This is a genomic window from Actinomadura rubteroloni (assembly GCF_002911665.1).
In the GTDB taxonomy this organism is placed as follows: Bacteria; Actinomycetota; Actinomycetes; order Streptosporangiales; family Streptosporangiaceae; genus Spirillospora; species Spirillospora rubteroloni.
Window position 1 is genome coordinate 504,707 of sequence record NZ_MTBP01000004.1, and the last position, 22,223, is coordinate 526,929.

General features: G+C 76.4%; 16 protein-coding genes. 9 read left to right on the forward strand and 7 right to left on the reverse strand.

The features are described 5' to 3' along the window. Positions 1–57 precede the first annotated feature (57 nt). Positions 58–552: a VanZ family protein gene (locus BTM25_RS26520; RefSeq protein ID WP_103565808.1), complete on the forward strand. Its 495-nt coding sequence runs from the start codon at positions 58–60 to the stop codon at positions 550–552. Here the strand turns inward: BTM25_RS26520 and BTM25_RS30570 are convergent. Continuing rightward, complete coding sequence (locus tag BTM25_RS30570) at positions 501–2,054, reverse strand: nitroreductase family deazaflavin-dependent oxidoreductase (RefSeq protein ID WP_103565810.1); 1,554 nt, start codon at positions 2,052–2,054, stop codon at positions 501–503. The two genes, BTM25_RS26520 and BTM25_RS30570, sit on opposite strands and share 52 nt — an antisense overlap. 260 nt (positions 2,055–2,314) lie before the next feature. On the opposite strand from BTM25_RS30570, the gene BTM25_RS26530 reads away from it, so the two are divergent. The 3 genes from BTM25_RS26530 to BTM25_RS26540 all read left to right on the forward strand — a co-directional run bounded on the left by BTM25_RS26530 (position 2,315) and on the right by BTM25_RS26540 (position 7,409). After that, entirely contained in the window at positions 2,315–4,768 is a 2,454-nt protein-coding gene (locus BTM25_RS26530) for an ATP-binding protein (RefSeq protein ID WP_168212251.1), read from the forward strand. 101 nt (positions 4,769–4,869) lie between these two features. Next, on the forward strand, positions 4,870–6,384 hold the full coding sequence (locus BTM25_RS26535) for an AMP-binding protein (RefSeq protein WP_103565946.1): 1,515 nt from the start codon (positions 4,870–4,872) through the stop codon (positions 6,382–6,384). A 74-nt stretch (positions 6,385–6,458) separates the two neighbouring features. Beyond that, a complete protein-coding gene (locus BTM25_RS26540; protein ID WP_103565811.1) occupies positions 6,459–7,409 on the forward strand; it encodes an AMP-binding protein in 951 nt (316 codons plus the stop codon). A 5-nt stretch (positions 7,410–7,414) separates the two neighbouring features. On the opposite strand, the gene BTM25_RS26545 is transcribed toward BTM25_RS26540, so the two are convergent. Both BTM25_RS26545 and BTM25_RS26550 read right to left on the reverse strand, forming a co-directional pair. Further along, positions 7,415–7,882: a deaminase gene (locus BTM25_RS26545; RefSeq protein ID WP_103565951.1), complete on the reverse strand. Its 468-nt coding sequence runs from the start codon at positions 7,880–7,882 to the stop codon at positions 7,415–7,417. Beyond that, positions 7,875–8,561, reverse strand: coding sequence for a RibD family protein (locus BTM25_RS26550; protein ID WP_205648283.1), 687 nt, complete (start codon positions 8,559–8,561; stop codon positions 7,875–7,877). The genes BTM25_RS26545 and BTM25_RS26550 overlap by 8 nt, the downstream gene beginning before the upstream one ends. A 150-nt stretch (positions 8,562–8,711) precedes the next feature. Here BTM25_RS26550 and BTM25_RS26555 point away from each other — a divergent pair, with 150 nt between their 5' ends. The 4 genes from BTM25_RS26555 (at position 8,712) to BTM25_RS26570 (ending at position 14,902) form a co-directional block, all read left to right on the forward strand. Further along, positions 8,712–9,848, forward strand: a complete 1,137-nt coding sequence (locus BTM25_RS26555) for an exonuclease SbcCD subunit D (protein WP_103565813.1) — start codon at positions 8,712–8,714, stop codon at positions 9,846–9,848. Next, entirely contained in the window at positions 9,845–12,859 is a 3,015-nt protein-coding gene (locus BTM25_RS26560) for an AAA family ATPase (protein ID WP_103565815.1), read from the forward strand. The genes BTM25_RS26555 and BTM25_RS26560 overlap by 4 nt, the downstream gene beginning before the upstream one ends. A 23-nt stretch (positions 12,860–12,882) precedes the next feature. Then, positions 12,883–14,469 carry a Na+/H+ antiporter gene (locus tag BTM25_RS26565; protein WP_103565816.1) on the forward strand — a complete coding sequence of 529 codons (1,587 nt, stop codon included), beginning with the start codon at positions 12,883–12,885 and terminating at the stop codon, positions 14,467–14,469. A gap of 67 nt (positions 14,470–14,536) precedes the next feature. Next, positions 14,537–14,902, forward strand: a complete 366-nt coding sequence (locus BTM25_RS26570) for a hypothetical protein (RefSeq protein WP_103565817.1) — start codon at positions 14,537–14,539, stop codon at positions 14,900–14,902. A 3-nt stretch (positions 14,903–14,905) separates the two neighbouring features. Here BTM25_RS26570 and BTM25_RS26575 read toward each other — a convergent pair whose 3' ends face one another. The 3 genes from BTM25_RS26575 to BTM25_RS26585 all read right to left on the reverse strand — a co-directional run bounded on the left by BTM25_RS26575 (position 14,906) and on the right by BTM25_RS26585 (position 19,116). Further along, a complete protein-coding gene (locus BTM25_RS26575) occupies positions 14,906–15,772 on the reverse strand; it encodes a glycosyltransferase family 2 protein (RefSeq protein ID WP_103565820.1) in 867 nt (288 codons plus the stop codon). A gap of 57 nt (positions 15,773–15,829) precedes the next feature. After that, positions 15,830–17,620, reverse strand: a complete 1,791-nt coding sequence (locus BTM25_RS26580) for an APC family permease (protein ID WP_103565954.1) — start codon at positions 17,618–17,620, stop codon at positions 15,830–15,832. Between the two features lie 95 nt (positions 17,621–17,715). Beyond that, entirely contained in the window at positions 17,716–19,116 is a 1,401-nt protein-coding gene (locus BTM25_RS26585; RefSeq protein WP_103565821.1) for a tetratricopeptide repeat protein, read from the reverse strand. A 529-nt stretch (positions 19,117–19,645) separates the two neighbouring features. Here BTM25_RS26585 and BTM25_RS26590 point away from each other — a divergent pair. Next, on the forward strand, positions 19,646–20,851 hold the full coding sequence (locus BTM25_RS26590) for a hypothetical protein (RefSeq protein ID WP_168212252.1): 1,206 nt from the start codon (positions 19,646–19,648) through the stop codon (positions 20,849–20,851). 18 nt (positions 20,852–20,869) lie between these two features. On the opposite strand, the gene BTM25_RS26595 is transcribed toward BTM25_RS26590, so the two are convergent. Continuing rightward, complete coding sequence (locus tag BTM25_RS26595) at positions 20,870–22,210, reverse strand: hypothetical protein (RefSeq protein WP_146059160.1); 1,341 nt, start codon at positions 22,208–22,210, stop codon at positions 20,870–20,872. Between the last annotated feature and the right edge of the window lie 13 nt (positions 22,211–22,223).

The following is a 22,223-nucleotide window of genomic DNA, read 5'->3' on the forward strand; positions in this document are numbered from 1 at the left end:
GCCGCAGTCCCCCGTCCCGTGTGGAATGAACCGCGCGGGACGGGGGACAAGGCGTGCGTGTCGGGAACCATCGAACTCCAGCAGCCGGCCAAACCCCGCGAGCCGGTCCGGTGGTACGTGCGGGCATTGCGCGTCGCCGCGGTGCTGATCGCGATCGCGGGGCTGGCGGCCTTCTCCTACGCGGCGTACCGGCTGACGCTCACGCCGGTCGCCGACCACGGCCAGGCGGGCGGCAACACCGACCCCGGCCATTCACTGCGCTTCTACTGGGACCGTCCGTTCAAGGACGCGGCGCTCCAGATCGGCGGGAACCTGCTGCTCCTCGCGCCGCTCGGCGTGCTGGCGCCGATCGCGTCGGTGCGGCTGCGCGGCCCGCTGCGGCTCGTGTTCCTCGGCGCGCTCGTGTCGTTCGTCATCGAGTGCGCGCAGGGCCTCGCGGTGGCGGGACGGGCCTTCGACGTGGACGACATCATCCTCAACACCTGCGGCGTCCTGCTCGCCTACCTCGCGCTCGGCCGCCGGCTGTCGCGGACCTTGCGCGGACGCACCTGACGGACGGGGCTGAGCCGGAACACGCGCAGCGTCCGCCCGGACGACTCGACGTACCGGTCGTAGACGGGCCACACCGCGACCAGCCGGGGCCACGCCGCCGCGCGTTCGGGGCCGTCCAGCAGCCGCGCGGTGACGGGAACGGTCCGCCCCCGCCAGGTCACGAGGGCCGACGGGTGGCGCAGCAGGTTCCCCGTCCACGCCGGATGCGCGGCGCGCCCGAAGTTGGAGCCGACGACGAGCCAGCCGTCGCCGTCGGGCAGGCAGGCCAGCGGGGTGCGCCGGGGCCGCCCGGTCACGGCGCCGCGCGTCGTGAGCAGCAGGCTCGGGACCATCGCCTGCGACAGCAGGAACCGTCCGCCGGTGAGCCGGTTCAGCGCCCGGTCCGCCGGGGGGACGACCTTCGGCCCGACCTTGCGGAACCACGGCGCCGCCGCCATCCGCCGGACGGCGGGGCCGAGCCCGCGCTGCACGAGCGAGGGCCGCCGCGCGCCGCCGAGCCGTCCCGCGCGCCGCGCGTCCAGACGGCCGGACGCGGCGAGGAACCGCAGCGCGTCGGTGACGGTCTCGCGCACCGGGCGCAGCTCCAGCCCGAGCGCGTCCAGCGCGGGCCGGTCGTCGGTCGGGACGAGCCGCGCCATGAACTCGGCGGCGTCGCGCGTCAGCGGATAGGGCACCGGCCGGACGCGCCGGACCGCGTCCAGCGCCGCGCCCGCGCCCGTCACCACCGCCCCCGGCAGCGGGATCTTCACCGACCGCACGCCGGTCGCCGCGTCGCACAGCGCCGCCAGCTCCGGCCACGTCAGGTAGTGCCCGCCGAGCAGCCACCGCTCGCCGGTCTTGCCGCCGGTGACCGTCCGGGCCAGCGCGGCGGCGAGGTCGCGGACGTCCAGCACCGACACCCCGCCCGCCGTCAGCGGCCACGCGAACCGCAGCGCGGCGGCGAGCCCTTCCATCAGCGCGTCCGGGGCCGGCTGGTCCGGGCCGCACACCCCGCCGGGGTACACGATCGTGACGGGGGCGCCCGCGTCCTGGAGGCCGCGCACGTAGCGCTCGGCGGCGAGCTTGGACCGTCCGTACCCGGTGCGGCCCCCGGCGAGCGGCGACTCGGCGGTGATGACCGGCGCGGACGTCGGGAGGAACACCGCGACCGTCGACACGTGCACGACCGGCGACAGGCCCGCCGCGACCGCGCCGCCGACCACGTTCTTCGTGCCGGTGACGTTGACGGCGTCGAGATCGGCCGGGCGGCCCGTCACGCCGAGCGCGGCGGCGGCGTGGATCGCCGCGTCGCAGCCCTCCAGCGCGGCGGCCACCGTCGCCGCGTCCAGCATGTCGCCGCGCACCAGCTCGATGTCCTTGGCGGCGATGCCGAGCGCGCCGAGCACCCGGACGGCCTTGGCGGGATCGCGGACGAGGGCGCGCGGCCGGTGCCCGGCCTCCACCAGCGCCCGCACGGCATGGGACCCGACGAAACCGGAAGCACCGGTGAGGAAGACGCGCACGCTTAGAACCTAACGTCCGGCCGTCCCGGGCCGCGGCTCATTCCGGGCGCGCCGCCGTCGGCCGCTCCCGGCCGCCGCGACCGGGCGCGGACGCACCCGCCGACAGAACGGGAATCGCCGCCTGAGCGGGCGTGTTCCGCCCGTCCCGCCCCGCCGGCCCGGCGCGGAATCCGCGACCGGCCCGCCGAATCGGGAGACGATCACCCGCGCGCGGTGAAAGACTCGGCGGTGGGCACGCACGGGCCGCGGAAACTGGGCGTATGACGACGCAGAAACCTCCTGGCGGGAGCAGCCTCCCGGCCGAGACCGACGTGTTCGTCGGTCGCGACCGGGACGTCGCCGATTTGCGCGACCTGCTCGGGTCGCTGCGCGTCGTCACGCTGTGCGGCCCCGGCGGGATCGGCAAGACGCGGCTCGCGGTGCGCGTCGCGCGGTCGCTGCGCGCCGATCATCCCGGCGGGACGTGGTTCGTGGACCTGTCCGACGCGCCCGCCGACGGCCCGCCCGGCACGGTCGGCCGCCGCGTCGCCGCCGCGCTGGAGATCGCCGAGGAGGACCACCGCGCCCCCGCCGGGGTCATCGCCGACACGATCGGGACGCGCGGCGTCCTGCTCGTCCTGGACAACTGCGAACACCTCGTGGACGACTGCGCAGAGCTGGCCGGGGTGCTGCTGAACCGCTGCCCGGGGCTGCGGATCCTCGCGACGAGCCGGGAGCCGCTGCGGATGGCCGCCGAGACGGTGTGGCGCGTCCCGCCGCTGGAACCGGCGGAGGCCGAGCGGCTGTTCGTGGAGCGGGCGCGGGCCGTCCGGCCCGACTTCACCGTGACCGGCGCGGTCGCCGCGGTCAGCCGCGCGCTGGACGGCGTCCCGCTCGCCCTCGAACTGGCCGCCGCGCGGGTGCGGGTGCTGTCGGCCGAGCAGATCGCCGACCGCCTCACCGACCGGTTCCGGCTGCTCAGCGCGGGCGACCGGACCGCCCCGCCCCGCCAGCGGACGCTGCGCGCCGCGATCGACTGGAGCTACGAACTGCTCGGCGACGCCGAACGCGTCCTGCTGCGCCGCCTGTCGGTGTTCGCGGGCTGGACGCTCACCCGCGTCGAGCAGGTGTGCCGCGACGACCCGCCCGCGCTCACCGGCCTGGACGGGCACGACCCGCTCGACCTGCTCACCGCCCTGTCGGACAAGTCCCTCGCCGTCGTCGCCGACGAGGTCGCGGGCGAGACCCGGTTCCGGCTGCCCGACAGCATCCGCCAGTACGCCGCCGAACGGCTCGTCGCGGCGGGCGAGGACGCCGAGGTCCGCACCCGGCACCGCGACGCCCTCTTGGAGGACGCCGAGCGCCACGCCGAGATCGCGCTCGCCGAGATCCCCGCGACGTGGGAGGAGCGCGTCGCGCTGTTCCAGCGCTACGACGCGGAGATGGAGAACGTCCGGGCGGTGCTGTCCTGGTCGCTGGACCGGCACGAGTACGAGGAGGGACTGCGGCTCTGCACCGCGCTGCGCACGTTCTGGATCGTCCGGGGACGGCTCGGCGAGTGGATCGAGATGACCGACCGGTTCCTCGTCGGCGCCCTGGACGCGCCCGCGTTCGTCCACGGCCCGGGGCTCGCGGGCCGCGCGCAGCTCGCCGTCGGCGCCCGCGACTACCGCACCGCCGCCGAGTTCGCCGGACGCGCCCTGGAGCCGTGCCGCAAGGCGGGCGACGACTTCATGACGGCCGTCGCGCTCAACACCCTCGCCGAGACCGACATCGTCGCGGGCCGGTTCGCGGAGGCGACCGTCCGGCTGGACGAGGCCGACGCCGTCGCGCGCGGCGAGTGCCAGGAGTGGAACCGCGCCTACGGGCGGATCGTCCGGGGCCGGCTGCGGATCCGGGAGGGCCGGCTGCGCGACGCCCGCGACCTGCTCGAACAGGGCCTGACCGGGATGCGGGAGATCGGGCAGCTCTGGGGCGCGGCGCACGCGCTGATCGGCCTCGGCCGCGTCGCGACGCTGCGCGGGGACCTGGCCGCCGCCGGGTCCTGCTACGGCGCCGCGCTGCCCGCGCTGGTCGCGGTCGGCGCGCGGCCCGAACGCGCCCGCGCCCTGGCCGGGCTCGGCCGGGTCGCGCTGGCGCGCGGCGACACCGCCGCCGCGCGCGCGGCGCTCGGGGAGAGCCTGGAGCTGAGCCGGTCGGCGGGCATCCGCCCGGACGTGGCGCGCTCGCTCATCGCGTTCGCCGAGCTGACGGCCCGCGAAGGCGACGAGCGGAGCGCGGTGCTGCTGGCCGGGGCGGGCGCGGCGCTCCAGGAGGCCGCCGCGCCGGACCCGCGTCCCGGCGGCGGGGCGCGCGTCGAGGGGCTGCTGGAGCCGATCCGGCGGCGGCTCGGCGAGCCGGTCGTCGCGCAGCTCTGGGGCCAGGGCCGGGTGACGACGCCGGAGGAGGCGATCGCGCGGGCGCTCGCGGGCCCCGGCGACGCCGTCCCCGACGCCCCGCGCGACGCGCCCGCCGGGGCCGCGACCCCCGCCAGCACGCTGACGGCCCGGGAACGGGAGATCGCCCGGCTCGTCGCGCGCGGCCTCAGCAACCGGGGCATCGCGGGCGAACTCGTGATCAGTCCGGCGACCGTCGCGCGGCACGTCACCAACATTCTCGGCAAGCTGGGCTTCACGTCCCGCGCCCAGGTGGCCGCTTGGGCAGTGGACCATATCTCCGAGGAAACCCGCAGCTAACCCGCCGGATATGCGTACACACGGCACCCGGCTCCGAATACGCAACCGGTTGCGCACTCTGGAGCATGCGCATCGTGCGGATGCGCGCCTACGGTCGCCCCATGATCTCCCTCGGTGCGGGCGGGGGCGCCCTGATGACCATGACCATGACGATGGCGCGGGCCGTGTTCGGCGCCGCGGACGACCGGGTCCGGGGCGCGCGGACGGCCGTCCTGGACGCCGTGACCGGCCACGGCCCGACCCACGCCGAACTGGCCGCCGCCGTCGGGTCGGCCGCGGCCGGACTGGCCCGGGAGGGCGTCGGCCCCGGGACGGTCGTCGCGCTCCACCTCCCCGACGGGCCCGAGTTCGCGCTCGCGCTGCACGCCGTCGCGGCGGCCGGCGCGGTGCCGTTCCCGGTCCGCGTCACCGCGACGTCCACCGAACTGTCCCGGCTGCTCAACGCCGCCGGCGCGCAGGCGCTCGTGACCTGGCCCGGCGCGCCGCTGGAGCAGGTCCGCGCCGCCGCGCGCACCGTCCCCGGCCTGCGCCGGGTGTTCTGCTTCGGCGCGGTGCCCGGCACCGAGCCGTTCGCGGCGCTGCTCACCGGCGGCCCCGCCCCGGGCGTCGACGTGGACGCCGCGCGCGACACCGCGCTGCTCGTCTGCACGCGCGGCGACGGCGGCCCGCCGCGCCCGGTCCCGCTCACCCACGCCGAGGTCGTCGCCGGGCTGCTGCGCGTCGCGGACGCGGGCATGATCGGCGCGGCCGACACCGTCCTGTCGGCGGTGCCGTTCGCCGACGTCCTCGCGCTCAACGGGCTGCTGAACCCGGCGCTGCGGCTCGGCGCGACCGTCGTCGCGCTGCCCGGCGGCGGCCACCACGACCTGCTGCGCGCCCTCCAGGACCACGACGTCACCGTCGCGCTCCTCGATCCCGGACGCGCCACGATGCTCGCCTACGACCGGGCCGTCTCGCGGTACCGGCTGCGGCTGCGCGCGATCGTCGTCACCGCCGGGCCGCTCGACGCGCGGACGGCCCGCGCCCTCGCCCAGCGGCTCGGCTGCCCCGTCCGGCAGGCGTACGGGCTCGCCGAGGCGGGCGGCCTCACCCACCTCAACCTGCGCGCCGCCGAGGAGTGCACCGCCGACTCGGTCGGGCGCGGGCTGCCCGGCGTGTCCTGGCGCGTCGTGGACCCGGCCACCGGCGACGACCAGTCCGCCTACCAGCCGGGCGAGCTGTGCGTGCGGGTCCCGGCGGCGGGCGACGCGTCGCGCTGGCTGCCCGCCGGGGACTCGGCGTTCGCCGACGAGCACGGACGCGTGTTCGTCCTCGGCCGCATCGGCGGGCCCCGGCCCGAGCCGCAGCCCGAACCCGACGCCGTCCTCGCCGCGCACCCCGCCGTACGGGACGCGGCCGTCGCGCCCGCCCCCGACCTGGACCTCGGGCTCGTCCCGCACGCGTTCGCCGTCCTCGCCGAGCCGGTCCCCGCGGCCGACCTGCTCGCCTACGTCAACGCGCACGTCCCGCCGAGCCGGGGCGTGGCCGCCGTGCACGTCGTGGACGCCATCCCGCGCGGCCCCGGCGGACGCGTCCGCCGCCGCGCCCTCCTGGAACGGGCGGGACTCGGATCGTGACACCGCTGAGCTACACACCCCCTTACACACTTCTGCGGATGTGGTGGCGACGCCGCCGCGCGTACGTTCGGCGCATGTTCGACGGACACTTCGGCCACGCGGCCGTATCCGAGACGACGGTGACCCAGGCGGTGCTGGCGGCGGCCCGGGAGCACGCCGAGCGCGGCTCGGGACGTCCCGCCCTGGTCGACCCGCACCGTGAACTGGACTACGGCCGGTTCGCGGCCTCGGTGCCCGCCGCCGCGACCGGCCTGCGCCGGCTCGGCGTCCGCACCGGGGACGTCGCCGCGATCCACGTCACCGGCGTCTGCGACCACGCGCTCGCCGTCCACGCGGTGGCCGCCGCGGGCGCCGTGCCCGCGCCGCTGCCCGCGACCGCCGAGGTCCCCGAACTCGCCGCGATGATGACCGAGTGCGGCGCCCGGTTCCTGCTGACCGGCGCCGCGACCGCCGCCGAGGCCCTGGCCGCGACCGAGCGGTCCTACGTCCGGCAGGTGTTCGCGTTCGGGAACGTCCCGGGCGCGACGCCGTTCGCGCGGCTGGTCGAGGCGGGCGCGCCGCCCGTCGCCCCCGACCCCGGGCCGGGCCCGATCGCGCCCGCCGACCCGCTGCGCGACCTCGCGCTGCGCCTCTGCGATCCACCGGAGGGGATCACCCACGCCGAGCGACTGGCCGACCTGTACCGCCTCGGCGGCACGGCCGGGCTCGGCGTGGATGACGTTCTGGCCTGCCACCCGGGGGACTGCTCCACCCCCGCCTGGACGGGCCTGGTCGACCTGTGCCTGCTGCACGGCGCGACGCTCGTCGCCGTGCCCGAGCCGGGTCTGCCCGAGCTGCTGGCCGCGATCGGCCGGCACCGGGCGACGACGGCGGTGGTCACCCCCGCCAAACTGCGGGCGCTGGCCTTCGGCCACGCCGAGATCCCGGTCGGGGACGTCCGGCTCCTGGTCACCGGGCGTCCCGACCCGGACGTCCTCGCCGCCTGCCGCGCCCGCCGGGGCTGGATCGTCGTCTCGATCGGTTGAACCGGTCAGCCGAGCAGGTGCCCGTTGGGCTCCTTGGCCCGGGACGCGAGGACGGGCATCTCCACGACCTCGACGCCCGCCGCGCGGAGCCGGTCGGCGCCGGTCGCGGGGACGAAGACGTCCGGCTCGCTCCAGGCGAACACGACGCGGCGGATCCCGGCGTCCAGGACCAGCTCCGCGCACGGCCGGGGACGCGACGCGCGGCGCCCGCACGGTTCCAGGCTGCTGTAGAGCGTCGCGCCGCCGAGGTCGGTCCCGGCCGGGACGCGGCGCAGCGCGGACTCCTCGGCGTGGTCCTTCGGGTCGTCCTCGCGGGAGTGGCCGCGCGCGATCCGCGTCCCGTCCGCCGCGACGATCACCGCGCCGACCGAGAACGCCGACTCCGACGGCGGGCACAGCGCGGCGAGGTCGCAGGCCAGGTCCAGCCAGACGAGGTCGGCGTCGGTCGAGCCGGGGGCCTGCGGCTCAGCCACGGGCACCGCCGATCAGGTAGCGCAGCAGCGCGAGGTCGCCGACGCGCGTGACGGCGTCGAGCCGCATCGGCCGGCGCGGGCTCTGCGGGAACACGCCGGGCCGGACGAACCGGGGCGCGGCCGGGTCGCCGAGGAAGAACGGCGCGACGACGAGCTGCAGCTCGTCCGCGAGGTCCTCGGTGAGGAACCGGGTGTGGATGCCGCCGCCGCCCTCGACCATGAGCCGCCGGATCCCGCGCGTCCACAGGTCGGCGAGGACGCGCGGCAGGCTCACCGGGTCGCCCGCGTCGATCACCTCGGCCACGCCGCCGAGCCGTTCGGCGAGCGCCGGGACGACCTCGGTGCGCGTGTAGACGAGCTTGGCGACGTCCCCGGTGGTGAAGAACCGCGCCGCCGGGTCCAGGTCGCCGCCGGAGGTCAGCGTCACCTTGACGAGGTCGCCCGGGACGCCGCGCGCGACGCGCCGCTCGCGCCGCGCGGGGGAGCGCAGCAGCAGCTTCGGGTCGTCGCGGCGGACGGTCTCGGCGCCGACGAGGATGGCGTCGCAGGTGGCGCGGACGCCGTCCACCCGGTCGAAGTCGGCGGCGCTGGACAGCCGCAGCCGCTCGGGGGTGGCGTCGTCGATGTAGCCGTCGGCCGACATCGCGCAGCTCAGCAGCGTGTAGGGGCGGTCGCTCACGTGATCACTGTAGGGGAACCGCCCGGTGATCAGGAGAGATTCTCACGCCCGGTCGCACGGTACGGGGAATCCGACATTTCCCCGGCTTTGGGGGCGATCGGCGTTTCACCGAGCGACTGTCGGCGGCGGTCCCTAGGGTGTCGTCCCGACATGCGAATCCTCCACACGTCCGACTGGCATCTCGGCCGCTCGTTCCACCGCGAGGACCTGCTCGCCGCGCAGGCGGCCTTCGTCGACCATCTCGTCGGCACGGTGCGCGCGGAACGGGTGGACTGCGTCGTCGTCTCCGGCGACGTCTACGACCGGGCGCTGCCCGGCGTCGAGGCCGTGAAGCTGGCGGACGAGACGCTGGCCCGGCTCGCCGCGCTGGACGTCCGCGTCGTCGTCATCGCGGGCAACCACGACTCGACGCGGCGCCTCGGGTTCGGTTCGGCGCTGATGGACGCGGCGGGCGTGCACGTCCGCACCGACTTCGCGACGGTCGGGGACCCGGTGCTGGTGGACGGCGTCGCGTTCTACGGGATCCCGTATCTCGAACCGGAACTCGTCCGCGCGCCGTGGGAGCTGGACGAGCGCGGGCACGCCGCCGCCCTCACCGCCGCGATGCGCCGCGTCCGCGCCGACCTCGCGACCCGTCCGGGGACGCGGTCGGTGGTGCTCGCGCACGCGTTCGTGACGGGCGGGGAGGCCAGCGACAGCGAGCGCGACATCACCGTCGGCGGCGCGGCGAGCGTCCCGGCCGGGGTGTTCGACGGCGTGGACTATGTCGCGCTCGGGCATCTGCACGGACGGCAGGCGATGACGGACCGCGTCCGCTACTCGGGGTCGCCGCTGGCGTACTCGTTCTCCGAGGCGCGGCACGTGAAGGGCTCGTGGCTGGTGGATCTCGGCGCGGACGGCTCGGTCGCCGCCGAGTTCGTGGAGGCCCCGGTGCCGCGCCGCCTCGGGCGGTTGACCGGCACGCTGGACGACCTGCTGTCGAACGACGAGTTCACCGACCATGAGGACCGCTGGGTCCAGATCACGCTGACGGACGCCGACCGTCCGTCCGGCGCGATGGAGAAGCTGCGCCGCCGGTTCCCGCACACGCTCGTCCTCGGCTACGAACCGCGCGGCGGCGACGACCGTCCCGTCCGGACGTTCGCCGAGCGCCACCGCGAGAAGACCGCCCTGGACCTCGCCGCGGACTTCGTCGCCGAGGTCACCGGGAGCGCGGCGGACCCGGCCGAGCGGGCGCTGCTGGACGAGGCGTTCGGCGACGTCCGCCGCAAGGAGGCCCGCGCGTGAGGCTGCACCGGCTCCGGGTCACGGCGTTCGGCCCGTTCTCCGGCACCGAGGACATCGACTTCGACGCGCTGTCGGACGCGGGCCTGTTCCTCATCCGGGGCCGGACGGGCGCGGGCAAGACGAGCGTCCTGGACGCGGTGTGCTTCGCGCTCTACGGCCAGGTGCCCGGCGTCCGGAACGCGGCGAAGAACCTGCGCAGCGACCACGCCGCCCCCGGCACGGCCCCGGCGGTGTCGCTGGAGACGACGATCCGGGGGCGGCGGCTGCGCGTCACCCGTTCGCCCGCGTGGGAACGTCCGAAACTGCGCGGCACCGGCACGACGAGCGAGAAGGCGCGCGTGCTCCTGGAGGAGTTCGAGCGCGGCGCGTGGACGGCCCTGTCCACCCGGCTGGACGAGGCCGGCGAGGTCGTCACCCGGCTGCTCGGCATGAACCCCGCCCAGTTCTGCCAGGTCGCGCTGCTGCCGCAGGGCGAGTTCGCCGGGTTCCTGCGGGCGGGCGCCGAGGAGCGCCGCAAGGTCCTGGAGAAGCTGTTCGCGGCCGAGGTGTTCACCCAGGTCGAGAAGTGGCTCGCCGACCGCCGCCAGGCGACGCACCGCCGCGCGGACGAGCTGAGCGCCGCCGCGCTGTCGGTCGCCGACCGGATCGCCGAGACCACCGGGTCGCCCGCGCCGCTCGGCCCGCGCGGCCAGGTCCCCCCGCCCCGGCCCGGCGACGCGGTTCCGCTGGACCTGGACGTCCTGCCCGGCTGGGCCGCAGGGCTCGCCGCCGACCTGGCGGTGGCCGCCGACGCGGCGGCGGACGCCGCCCGGACGTCGGCCGCCGCCCTCGACGCGACGCGCGCGACGCTCGACGCCGCGCGCGTCCGTGCCGACGCCCAGGCCCGCCGCGCCGCCGCCCTCGCCCGCAGGCAGGCGTTGGAGGACCGCGCGGCGGAACGCTCCGACCTGGCGTCCCGGCTGGACGCCGCCGCCCGCGCCGACCGCGTCCTCCCGCTGCTGCGCGCCGCCGAGGACCGCCGCCACCGCGCCGTGCAGGCGTCCCGCCGCGAGGACGAGACGCGGGAGCGGGTCGCGGTGCTGCTGCCGCCGGGCGCGTCCGACGACGTCCTCGGCAAGGCCGAACGGGACCGCCGCGACGAGGTGGCCGCGCTGGAGACCCGCCGCGCCGCCGTCCGCCGCCTGCACGAACTCGCCGGGGAGCGCGAGCGCGCCGACCGCGAGATCGCCGCGCTGACCGAGCGGGCGCACCGCGCCGACGCCGCGCTCGCCGAGCTGCCCGCCCGCGTCGAGGAACGCCGGGCGGCGCTCACGGCGGCGCAGCGGGCCGCCGCGTCCGTCCCCGGCCTGCGCGACGCCGCCGAGCACGCCGAACGCCGCCGCGACGCCGCCCGCCGCCGCGACCGGGTCGCCGCGGAACTCATCCTCGCCGAGGACGCGCACCGCGCCGCCGTGGACGAGGCCCAGCGCGTGAAGGACGTCGCGCAGAGCCTGCTCCAGGCGCGCCTGGACGGCATGGCCGCCGTCCTCGCGGGCGAGCTGCGCGCCGGGACGCCGTGCGCGGTGTGCGGCTCGGAGGAACACCCCGCGCCCGCCGTGTCCACCGCCGTGATCCCCGACGAGCACGAGATCGAACGGTCGCGCGGAGCGACGGCCCGCGCCGACCGGGAGCGCGATGAGGCTCGCGACAAGGTCAGCCGACTGTCGACCGAGCACGCGGCGCTCATGGAGAGCGTCGGTGACACGCCCGTCACCGACCTCGACGCGGTCTTCGCCGAGGCGCGTGCCGACCTGGCGGAGACGGCGGAGCGCGCCGCCGACGAGACGGTCCACGAGACCGCGCTGCGTGCCGCGGAGAAGGAACTCGAAGCCGCCGGTGCCGAGGCCGACGAGATCGCGCGCACCCTCGCCACGCGCCGCGCCCAGGCGGACGAGCGCGCCGCCGAGCACGACCGCCTGCACGCCGAACTGGACCGGGCGCGCGGCGACGACCCGTCCCTGGACGCCCGTGTCGACCGCCTCCGCCGGGAGGCCGACGCGCTGCGCGCCGCCGCCGACGCCGCCCGCGACGCCGCCGTCGCCCGCGACGAACTGGCCGCCGCCCGCGCCGCCGCCGACGCGGCCCTCGCCGACGAAGGCTTCCGCACCCGGGAGGACGTCCGCGCGGCGGCGCTGACCGACGAGCAGCAGGCCCCGTTGCGCGACCGGCAGCGGCGTTTCGACCGGGAAGAGGCGTTCGTCCGGGAAGAACTCGACAACGCCGAACTGCGCGCCGCCGCCGACGGCCCCGCCCCCGACCTGCCCGCGCTGGAGCACGCGTTCGCCGCCGCCGACGCGGCCCGCACCGCCGCCGCGTCCGCCGCCGACCAGGCCCGGCGGCGCGGCGCCCGGCTGGCCCAGCTCTGCGTGGACCTGAGCGCGGCGCTCCACGCCTGGCGCCCGGCCGCCGCCGAGCACGCCGTCGCGGCGCGGCTCGCGGGTCTGGCGTCCGGCAAGGACCCGGCGAACCGCCGCGACATGTCGCTGTCGGCCTACGTCCTCGCGGCACGCCTTGAGCAGGTCGTCCACGCCGCCAACGAACGCCTCGGCCGCATGTCGTCCGGCCGGTACGTCCTCGCGCACACCGTCGAGAAGGCGGCGGGCGACCGCAGCCGGGGCGCGGGCGGCCTCGGGCTGCGCGTCGCCGACGCCTGGACGGGCCAGACCCGCGACCCCGCGACCCTGTCGGGCGGCGAGTCGTTCATCACCTCGCTCGCGCTCGCGCTCGGCCTCGCCGACGTCGTCACCGCCGAGGCGGGCGGCACCGAGATCAACACGCTGTTCGTGGACGAGGGCTTCGGCACCCTGGACGAGGACACCCTCGACGAGGTGATGGACGTCCTGGACGGCCTGCGCGACGGCGGCCGGGCCGTCGGCGTCGTCAGCCACGTCGCCGAGCTGCGCGCCCGCGTGCCCGCGCAGCTCCACGTCCGCAAGGAGCGCGCCGGGTCGACCACGGCGGTCCGCGTCTGACCGTCCGGGTTACGGTTGATCACGTGGACCAGCTCGCCCTGCTGTTCGTCGTGCTGCTCGGCGCCGTGCTCGCCGAGCCGCTGAGCCGCCGGTTCGGCGTGGCCCCGGCGGTGACGATGACGGTGTTCGGCTGCGTGCTCGCGGTGATCCCGGCCGTCCCGAACATCCGGATCGAGCCGAGGCTGATCCTGCCGCTCGTCCTGCCCCCGCTGCTGTACGCGGCGGCGCGCCGCACGTCGTTCCGCGAGTTCGCGGCGAGCTGGCAGGCGATCACCGCGCGGGCGGTCGCGCTGGTGCTGGTCACGGCGGCGGCCGTGGCGGCGGCGTTCCACGCGCTGCACGTGGCGGTGCCGGTCGCGGCGGCGGTCGCGCTCGGCGCGCTGGTCGCCCCGCCGGACCCGATCGCGGCGACGGCGCTGGCGTCCCGGCTGGGCCTGCCGCGCCGCCTGGTGTCGGTGCTGGAGGGCGAGGGGCTGTTCAACGACGTCACCGCGATCGTCGTCTACGGCGTCGCGGTCGAGGCGGTAGTGACGGGCCACTTCTCGGCGTGGCGCGCGGTGGGCGCGTTCCTGCTGTCGGCGCTGGTCGCGGTCGCGGGGGGAACGGTCCTCGGCTGGGCGGCGAGCCGGCTGATGGAACGGCTGGACGAGGCCGTGTGGAAGGTCGCGTTCAGCCTGCTCGTCCCGTTCGCGGCGTACGGGCTGGCGGAGGCGTTCGACGCGTCGGGCGTCCTCGCGGTGCTGGTGTCCGCGCTGTACCTGACCGAGCAGGCCGCCGCGACCGACGACAGCTCCTACCGGCTCGTCGGCGACTCGGTCTGGGACGTCATCGAACTGCTCGTCAGCGGCTTCGCGTTCGGCCTCATCGGGCTGGAGCTGGCGACCGTCCTCGCGACGACCGGGACGTCCTGGACGGGCATGCTCGGCAGCGCCGCCGCCGTCGTCGCCGTGGTCGTGCTGCTGCGCCTGGCGTGGCTGCTCGTCACCTGGTGGGCGTTCACGCGCGGCGACCGCGAGCACACCGTGGACGAGCCGTACACCTGGCAGGAGACGATCGTCACGTGGTGGGCGGGGATGCGCGGCGTCGCGTCCGTCGCGCTGGCCCTGGCGCTGCCGCTCACCACCGAGCACGGCGCCGCGTTCCCGTACCGCTCGGAGATCATGGTGACGGCGTTCGGGGTCGTGCTGTTCACGCTGCTCGTCCAGGGGCCGACGCTCCCGCTCGTCGTGCGCTGGACGGGCGTCACCGCCGACACCGCCGTCGAACGGCGCCTGGAGCGCGAGCTGGTCACCCGGGTGCTGCGCGCCGAGCTGGCCCGGCTGAAGGAGATCGCCGGCGCCCGCGACGACGTCCCCGACGAGGTCTACGAGCGGCTGCGCGGCGCGGTCGTCCAGCGCCTCGCGCAGGCCGACCCCGAGGCGGCCGACGAGGAGGTCCTCGCCGGCGCCCGCCGGACGATGCGCAAGGCCGGGATGATGCGCGAGATCCAGCAGGACGTCCTGGCCGCAGGCCGCCGCGAGGCCCTCGCCGCGCGCCGCGAGACCGGGATGCCGCCCGATCTGGTGGACCGGCTGATGCGCCGCCTCGACATGCGCACCGCGCGGCCCTGACCGGGGTTTGCCGCGCGCCGGGTCCGGGGAGGGGCGGCGTCCGGAGCACCGCGAGAGGAGGACGACCATGTCCGCACAGGGGCACGACATCCAGGGCGAGCACGCGTACCAGCAGGTGGTGGCCTCCCCCGACGAGCACGAGGAGCGGGAGGGCCGCAGCCTGATCACCACCGACCACGCCGTGATCCGCCAGTGGGCCGGGGAGCGCGGGGCGCGTCCGGCGACCGTCCCGGGCAGCGAGTACGACGGGCGTCCCGGCCGGCTGCTGCTGGACTTCCCCGGCTACGGCGGCCAGGACCTCCAGGAGATCTCCTGGGACGACTGGTTCCGGACGTTCGAGGAGCGCAGGCTCAACTTCCTCTACCAGGAGCACAAGAAGGACGGCTCGCCGAGTAACTTCTTCCGGCTGGAGAACCCGAACCGGCAGGACTGAGCGTCACTCCAGCTCGCGCAGCGCCCGGACGCCCCCGGCCACGGCCGGCGGCACCGGGCGCCGCCGTGCGAGCGCGGCGGGCAGCCGGCGCAGCAGCCCGCCGAGCGCGCTGCGCGCCGCCGGGTCGGCGACGGCCTGCGCGGCGAGCCCGAACGTCCGCGACAGCGCGCGCCGTCCGGACAGCCGCATCCACGTCACGAGCAGGTCGTTGCGGCGGTGCAGCGCCCAGCGTTCGGGCAGGGTCTCGTCCCGTCCGGACGCGGGGGAGTGCCGCGCGACGACCTCGTCCGCGTACGCGAGGCCCCAGCCGCCCGCCGCCAGGTCCAGCGCGAGCAGGCTCTCCTCGCCGCCGAAGAACAGCAGGTCGTCGAAGCCGCCCGCCGCGAGGAACGCCGTGCGCCGCACGACCGCCGCGCACGCCGGAAAGCCGAGGACGGACGGTCCGGGCAGGTCCGGCGCACGCCCGATCGGCGCGGTGCGCATCTTCCGCGACACGACGTCGACGTCCCCCGACCCGAGATGGATCCGCCCGATGAGCACGGCCAGCCGGGGATGGGCGTCCAGCAGCCGGGCCGCCGCGCCGAGCGCGTCCGGCTCCCACCACGAGTCGTCGTCGCTGAACGCCACGTACGGCGTCGCCGCGAGCCGGACGCCGACGTTGCGGGCGCACGCGCCGTGGTTGCGGGGCAGCCCGACGACGCGGACGCCGGGGAACGCGTCCCGCACGGCGTCCGGCGACCCGTCGCGCGAGCCGTTGTCCACCACGATCACCGGCGGACGTCCGGGCAGCGCGGTCAGTTCGCCGAGCGTGCGGAGCAGCGGGTCGCGGCGGTCCCGGGTCGCGATCACGATCGTCGTCGCGGCCGTCATCGTCGCTCCCTCCAGGTCGGACCGGCCGCCTACCCGGCGCCCCGGCGCCGGAAACGGTCACCGCGACGTCAGCCGGTAGGGGTAGGTGCAGACGATCGCGTCGGTCTCGGCGCGCAGCAGCGTCGCGAGGATCACCGGACGCGGGTCCTGGAGCAGCCGGAACCGCCACCGGCGCGGCTCGACCTCCGGGACGAGCACCGCGACCTGCCGGTCCCGCCGCTCCTTCACGTAGCCGACGATCGGGTGGACGACCGTGTGGTCCGGGCTGCTCAGCGTCTCCAGCCGCACCCCGGGACCCCACCGGTTCCACCGCTCCCGGAACGCCGCGCCGCGCTCGGGATCGTCGTGGACGGCGACCGCGACGACCTCGGGCCCGAGCGTCAGCGCGGCCCGCAGCGCCTGCGCGGTCAGCCGGTCGATGCCGCCGACCGGGACGATCACCAGGCCGGCGGTGGCGCGCGGCGGCGGCGCGATCTCCCCGGCCGCCAGCTCCCGCTCCACCGCGTGGTAATAGCCCTGGATGCGCGAGAACAGCAGCATCAGCAGCGGGACGATCAGCACGACGACCCACGCGCCCTCGGTGAACTTGGTGAGCAGGAACACGACGGCCGCCGTCGCCGTCAGCACCGCCCCGGTGCCGTTGAGGACGGCGTGCACCGCCCAGCGCGGGGGACGCCGCGTCCGCCAGTGCCGGACGAGCCCCGTCTGGCTGACCGTGAACCCGATGAACACGCCGATCGCGTACAGCGGGATGAGCCGGGACGTCTCGGCGTCCACCGCGACGAGCAGCACCGCCGCGCACGCCGCGAGCGCGACGATCCCGAACCGGAACACCGGCCGCCGCGACCGCAGCGCGAACAGGTGCGGCAAGCGCCCGTCCTTGGCGAGCAGGCTGAGCAGCACCGGCAGCCCGCCGAAGCTCGTGTTCGCGGCGAGGCACAGCGCGAGCGTCGTGACGAGGTTCGCCGCGTAGTACAGCGGGCCCGTCCCGAACGCGCCCGCCGTGAGCTGCGCGAGGACGGTCACGCCCGCGCGCGGCGCCAGGTGGTCGCGGGTGATGAGCAGCGCGAGGCCGAGCAGCATCGTCCCGAGGAGCGCGCCGAGCATCATCTCGGTGCGCTGCGCCCGCCGCGCCCGGGGCTCCTGGAACGCCGGGACGGCGTTGGCGATCGCCTCGATGCCCGTCAGCGCCGAGCAGCCCGCCGAGAACGCTTTGAGGACGAGCAGGAACCCGACCGCCTCCGCCGCGTGCGCGACCGGCGCTCCGCCGACCGCCGCCGCCGGATGCCCCCGGACCAGCCCGGTCGCGATCACCGCGAGGATCAGCGCGACGAACGCGGCCATCGGCAGCATCAGCACCCGCGCGCTCTCGGCGATGCCCCATAGGTTCACGGCCGTCAGCACCGCGAGCCCGCCGAGCGCGAGCGTCAGCAGATGCCCCGACAGCCCCGGGAAGGCCGACACGATCGCCGCCGCGCCCGCCGACAGGCTCACCGCGACCGTCAGGACGTAGTCGACGACCAGGCTCGCCGCCGCCAGCAGGCTGACCGGCCCGCCCAGCTCGCTCTTGGCGACCGCGTACGAGCCGCCGCCGTTCGGATGGACGGCGATGACCTGCCGGTACGACACGACGAGCACCGCCAGCAGCACCGCGATCGCGCCCGCGACCGGCAGCGTCAGCCGCAGCGCGGGCGTCCCCGCCGCGACGAGCACGAGGACGATCGCCTCCGGCCCGTACGCGACCGAGCTCAGCGCGTCCAGCGACAGCGCCGCCAGCCCGCCGAACGCGCCGAGCCGCTCCCGCTCGGCCCGCCGCGGCGGCACGCGCGGCGCGATCCGTCCCGGCATGCGGCCACCCCCCGCCGCGCCCCCCGGCACGGCGATGATCATGTACCCGGGACGACCGGCGGCCATGCCGCCCGGGTCAGAGGTACAGGACGGCGCTAGAACTCGACGGCCCTGGCCAGGAGGTGGCGTGCTCCCGCGTTGTCGGAGTGGGGGCGCAGTTGCGCCTTCATGGTGCGCAGCGCCGAGGTCACCCGGCCGGACGACAGGCGGGGATAGTCGTCGAGGAACGCGTCCCAGGTGTGGACGGCCTGGTCGAGGTGCCCGGTCCGCAACTGGAGTTCGGCGAGGCGGGCGGTGGTGACCGCGCGGGACCGGCGCTCGTCGGACGGGCGGTGGCGCAGGGAGGTCTTCAGGGCCGCGATGGCGCCCTGGAGGTCGCCGAGCTCGGCCCGGACGGCGGCCTCCTGGTGGGAGAGCGCCGCCGGGTGGTAGCCCCCGACGACGTCCCCGGATCCGGCCGTGGTCTGCGACGGCCTGACCTGGTAGGGCGTGGACCGCGAGGTCGACCGTTCCAGCAGGCGTTCGGCCGCCGAGAGGGCCGACAGCGCGGTCGAGCGGTCGGCCTCGGCCGCGGCGGCGACGGCGACCTGACCGAGAAGGAAGGCGTGCCGGGCGGGGGTCGCCTTCCGCTGCCCGGTGGCCGCGGCGTTCTCCGCGAGGACGAGGGCCTCGTGGTGGTGCCCGAGCGAACGGGCCTGGACCGACATCCCCCGCAGGACGACGGCGTAGCCCGCCGGGTCCGCCGCCTCGACGGCCAGGTCGAGGGCGGTCCGGTGGTAGCGCTGGGCGAGGGCGTGCTGCTCGTCGTCGAAGCACATGTACGCGCACAGATAGGCGAGCCGGGTCGCGGCGCGCAGCATCCGCAGGCGCAGCGCGGGCGGCGCGGACGCCCGCAGCAGGGGCGCCACGTCGTGGGTCAGGTACGCCGCGAGCGGCCCCCGCGCGTAGCCGCCGCCGAACGCGCCGTCGTTGTCCAGGAACAGGCGCACCATCTGCTCGATCGTCTCCACCTGCGGCTCGGTCACGATCTCGGTGTGGTCGGCCGGGACGACCGGCGCCGTCCGTCCGCTCGCGGCCTCGGTCCACGTCGGCACGTCGAGCAGGTCGAGGCGGTAGGCGGCGTCCGTGGGCCCGCCGCGCTGACTCCGGCCGAGGCCGAGCAACGCCGCCGCGGGGTCGGACGGGCCGGCGTGCGGGCTCGTGCCCGAGCGGGCGGCCGGGGGACGCGGCGACGACGCGTCGCGGGCCAGGCCGGTGTCGGCGACGGTCACCCGGCGGCCGAGGGCACGGGAGAACGCCTCGGCCACGATCGCCGGAACGGGCGGTCGCGGGCGGCGCCCCGCCAGCCAGAACGACACCGTCTTGCGGTCGAAGGTCTGCGGGGAGCCCTGCTCGGCGGCGACCGCGGCGGCGTGCCTCGCCAGCTCGGCGCCGCTCCATCCGGCCTCGTCGAGCAGGGCGCGCAGCAGGGGGTCGGGGATCCGCGAATCCGCCATTTCCGTGCTCCACCGGGGGTCGCCCTGCTCCCGACGCCTCGTCACGTTGAGAGCTGTGGGCGGATTGTACCTTGATTCTTTTCGTTTAACCCTCCGTCGTGTCGGCGACCGCGGGCGAGACATGCCGCTCAAGCGAGACATGTTTATGCGCCGTTCGGCGGGGCGTCCGAATTCCGGCGTGGTGAACTGGGGCGGGCCGCGCACGGATCTGATCTTCGCCCCCGCTCGAAACCCGCGACGGTGGAATGTCCGCGACGGTGTGAATGGGTTATCCCGCTTCCCCCGGCTCTTTGTGCCGCGCGATGTGATCAACCCATGCTCGTGTTAATGTCGACGGGTTCAGTGGAGCGTGATGAAGCTAACTCTGCAGCGGCGGCAGGTCCGAGTCCCCGAAGGCCGAATCGGGCATGTCCTGGTGCTGCCGTGGTTCATTGATCCTGAACGCGGCCCGGTCCGCTGTGACGCGGCCCCTTTGCTCGCCGAGTGGCTGTCCGCATCGCTGTCGCGCGCCGCCGGAAATGTTCACGGCGTGGAATTGCGCGCGGTGCCGGGCGCCGGGGAGATCGGTGCGGGGCCGTCGGCCGCCGGTGTCATGTCCTCGGTCTCGTGGGTCGGCCGCGACGGCGGCGTCGGCGGATTCGCGCTCGTGACCCACCGCGACGACGGCGTCGCCTCGGCCGCGGCGACCGCGGCGATGCGGCGGTGGACGGAGCTGCTGCGGAGCCGCCGGTTGCTCGTGACCGACATGCCCGCCCTGTGCCGGGGCGGGAGACGCGCGGTGCGGATGGTCGACGGCATGGCGCGCGAGGCGACGCGGCCGGACGGCGGCCGGCTGTTCGTCGTCGGCCGTCCCGTCACGGGCGCGCCGTGGCCGACGGCGTGGAGACAGGCCGGTGTGGTCTGCGTCGACGACCTCGACGCGGTGCCCGACGGAGCGCCGGTCGTGTTCCCCGCGCACGGCGTCCCCCCGTCGATCCGGGCGGAGGCGGCCAGGCGTCCGCTGCGGGTCATCGACGGGACGTGCCCGCTGGTGACCGCCGTCCAGGCCGACGCCGCCGCCTACGCGGCCAGGGGCGATCACGTGGTGGTGATCGGAGACCGGAGCCACGCGTCGCTTCCCGTCCTGACGGCCTGCGCGGGACCCGCCGCCGAGGTCGTCCACGGCGTGGCGGACGTCCCGGCGGCGGTGGCCCGGACGCAGGACGCCGTGTCCTTCGTGATCGACCCCGGCATGGCCGTCGAGGACGCGTTGCCGATCGTCACGGCACTGCGCGACCACGTCCCGCAGCTCGCCGGGCACCACTTCGACGTGCTGTGCGACGCCGCGTCCGACCGGGCGCAGACGATCGCCTCGGTGTCGTCGGGCAGCGAGCTGACCTTCGTCCTGGCCGCCGACGAGCGTGACCCGGACGCACAGGTCGCGCTCCGCTCGGCGGCGACGCGCCCCCCGGCGGGCTTCCCGGCGGTGCGGGTCGTGACCCGCCTGGCGGACTTGGAGGCCGAGCCGCTGGCCGGCGCCACCGCGATCGGGCTCGTCGTCACCCAGTCGGCCCCGGCCGGGCTGCGGGAGCAGGTCGTCGCGGCGCTGGCCGGGCTCGGGCCGCTGACGTGCAGACGGCGCACCGTCGACACCACGCCTCTTCCCGTCAGGGCCGCCGGGCCGATCGAGGACGCTCCGGCGGGCGATCGCGGAACGGGCGGCACCGTCGCGGAACGTCCCGACTCGCTCGTCTGATCGCCGGAGCGCGCACGGTCAGCGCGTGCGCGGCCGGGATTCGGCGACGGCGCGCGTCAACAGGCCCGCGACGTTCCGGTCGGCCGCGTGCGGGGCGAGCCGGGAGCGCAGGGTGCGCAGGGCGGTGGTGGCGCGGCCCGAGCGCAGGTGGCGGTAGTCGTCCAGGAACGCGTGCCAGGTCGTGACCGCCTGGTCGACCTCGCCGTGGGAGAGCTGGAGTTCCGCGAGACGCGCCCGTGTGATCGTGCGGGATCGCCGTTCCTCGGCCGGACGGTGGGTGAGGGAGACGGTGAGCGCCGTGATGGCGCCCGCCCGGTCGCCCAGCAGAGCCCGGACGGCGGCCTGCTGATGCCACAGCGCGGCGGGGTGGTAGCCGCCCATCGCGGTGCCCGCCGTGTCCGCCGCGTCGTCGGCGGTCGACCGCGACGTGGCGCGGCTCAACTGGCGTTCCGCGGCGCTCAGGGACGACACCGCGTTGGTCCGGTCGCCGGCGCCGGCCGCCGCGACGGCGACCTGGCCGAGCAGGAAGGCGCTGCGGGCCGGGGAGACCGATCGTCCGCCGGTCACCATGGCGGCCTCGGCGAGATGGACCGCGTACCGGCGGTGGCCGAGGAGCCGGGCCTGGTTCGACATCGTGCGCAGGATGACCGCGCGGGCGCCGGAGTCGCCGGTCGCGGACGCCAGGTCCAGCGCGACCCGGTAGTAGCGCCGCGCGAGATCGTGGAGGTTCTCGTCGAAGCACATGAACCCGCAGCGGTAGGTGAGCTGTGTCGCGGCCGACCAGAGCCCGCTGCGCGACGCCCGTCCGGCGCCGATGTCGGCGAGCCGGGGGCCGAGGTCACGGGCGAGGTAGGCGACCAGCGCGCCCCGGGAATGGCCGCCGCCGAAGCCGTCGTCGATGGCGGAGAAGGCGCGCACCATCGCCTCGGCGTCCGGCGCGGGTGTGCGCGGATGCGCGCGGGCGGTGCGCTGCGGCGTCGGCGGCGCGACCGGGCCGCGGGGGCCGTCCGCCGGGTCTCCCGGCCGGGCGTCGCCGACGGTCACCGGGTCCCGTGCCGGGACGTCGGCGGGCGCGGCCCGTTCCCCGCTCCCGGGGTCGAGGCCCGTCGCGGCGACCGTGACCGGTCGGCCCAGTCCGCGCGACAGCGCCTCGGCGACCAGGGACGGGACCGGCTGCGCCGGGGACCCGCCCGCCAGCCAGCGTGCCACGGCCCCGGGGTCGAGACGCAGCGGGACGCCGGTCGCGGCGGCCAGTTCGCTGACGTTGGACGCCAGCCGCTCCTCGGTCCAACCGACCTCGGCGAGCAGTCTCCGCAAAGCGCCGTTCGGTCCGCGGGCGGGGGGACGTGACAGCGTCATGGCAACGCTCCCG

Coding starts and splice junctions, on each gene's coding strand:
- BTM25_RS26530 (WP_168212251.1), top strand. CDS start 2,315: ATGACGACGCAGAAACCTCCTGGCGGGAGCAGCCTCCCGGCCGAGACC.
- BTM25_RS26535 (WP_103565946.1), top strand. CDS start 4,870: ATGATCTCCCTCGGTGCGGGCGGGGGCGCCCTGATGACCATGACCATG.
- BTM25_RS26570 (WP_103565817.1), top strand. CDS start 14,537: ATGTCCGCACAGGGGCACGACATCCAGGGCGAGCACGCGTACCAGCAG.
- BTM25_RS26575 (WP_103565820.1), bottom strand. CDS start 15,772: ATGACGGCCGCGACGACGATCGTGATCGCGACCCGGGACCGCCGCGAC.
- BTM25_RS26595 (WP_146059160.1), bottom strand. CDS start 22,210: ATGACGCTGTCACGTCCCCCCGCCCGCGGACCGAACGGCGCTTTGCGG.
- BTM25_RS26580 (WP_103565954.1), bottom strand. CDS start 17,620: ATGCCGGGACGGATCGCGCCGCGCGTGCCGCCGCGGCGGGCCGAGCGG.
- BTM25_RS26540 (WP_103565811.1), top strand. CDS start 6,459: ATGTTCGACGGACACTTCGGCCACGCGGCCGTATCCGAGACGACGGTG.
- BTM25_RS26585 (WP_103565821.1), bottom strand. CDS start 19,116: ATGGCGGATTCGCGGATCCCCGACCCCCTGCTGCGCGCCCTGCTCGAC.
- BTM25_RS26555 (WP_103565813.1), top strand. CDS start 8,712: ATGCGAATCCTCCACACGTCCGACTGGCATCTCGGCCGCTCGTTCCAC.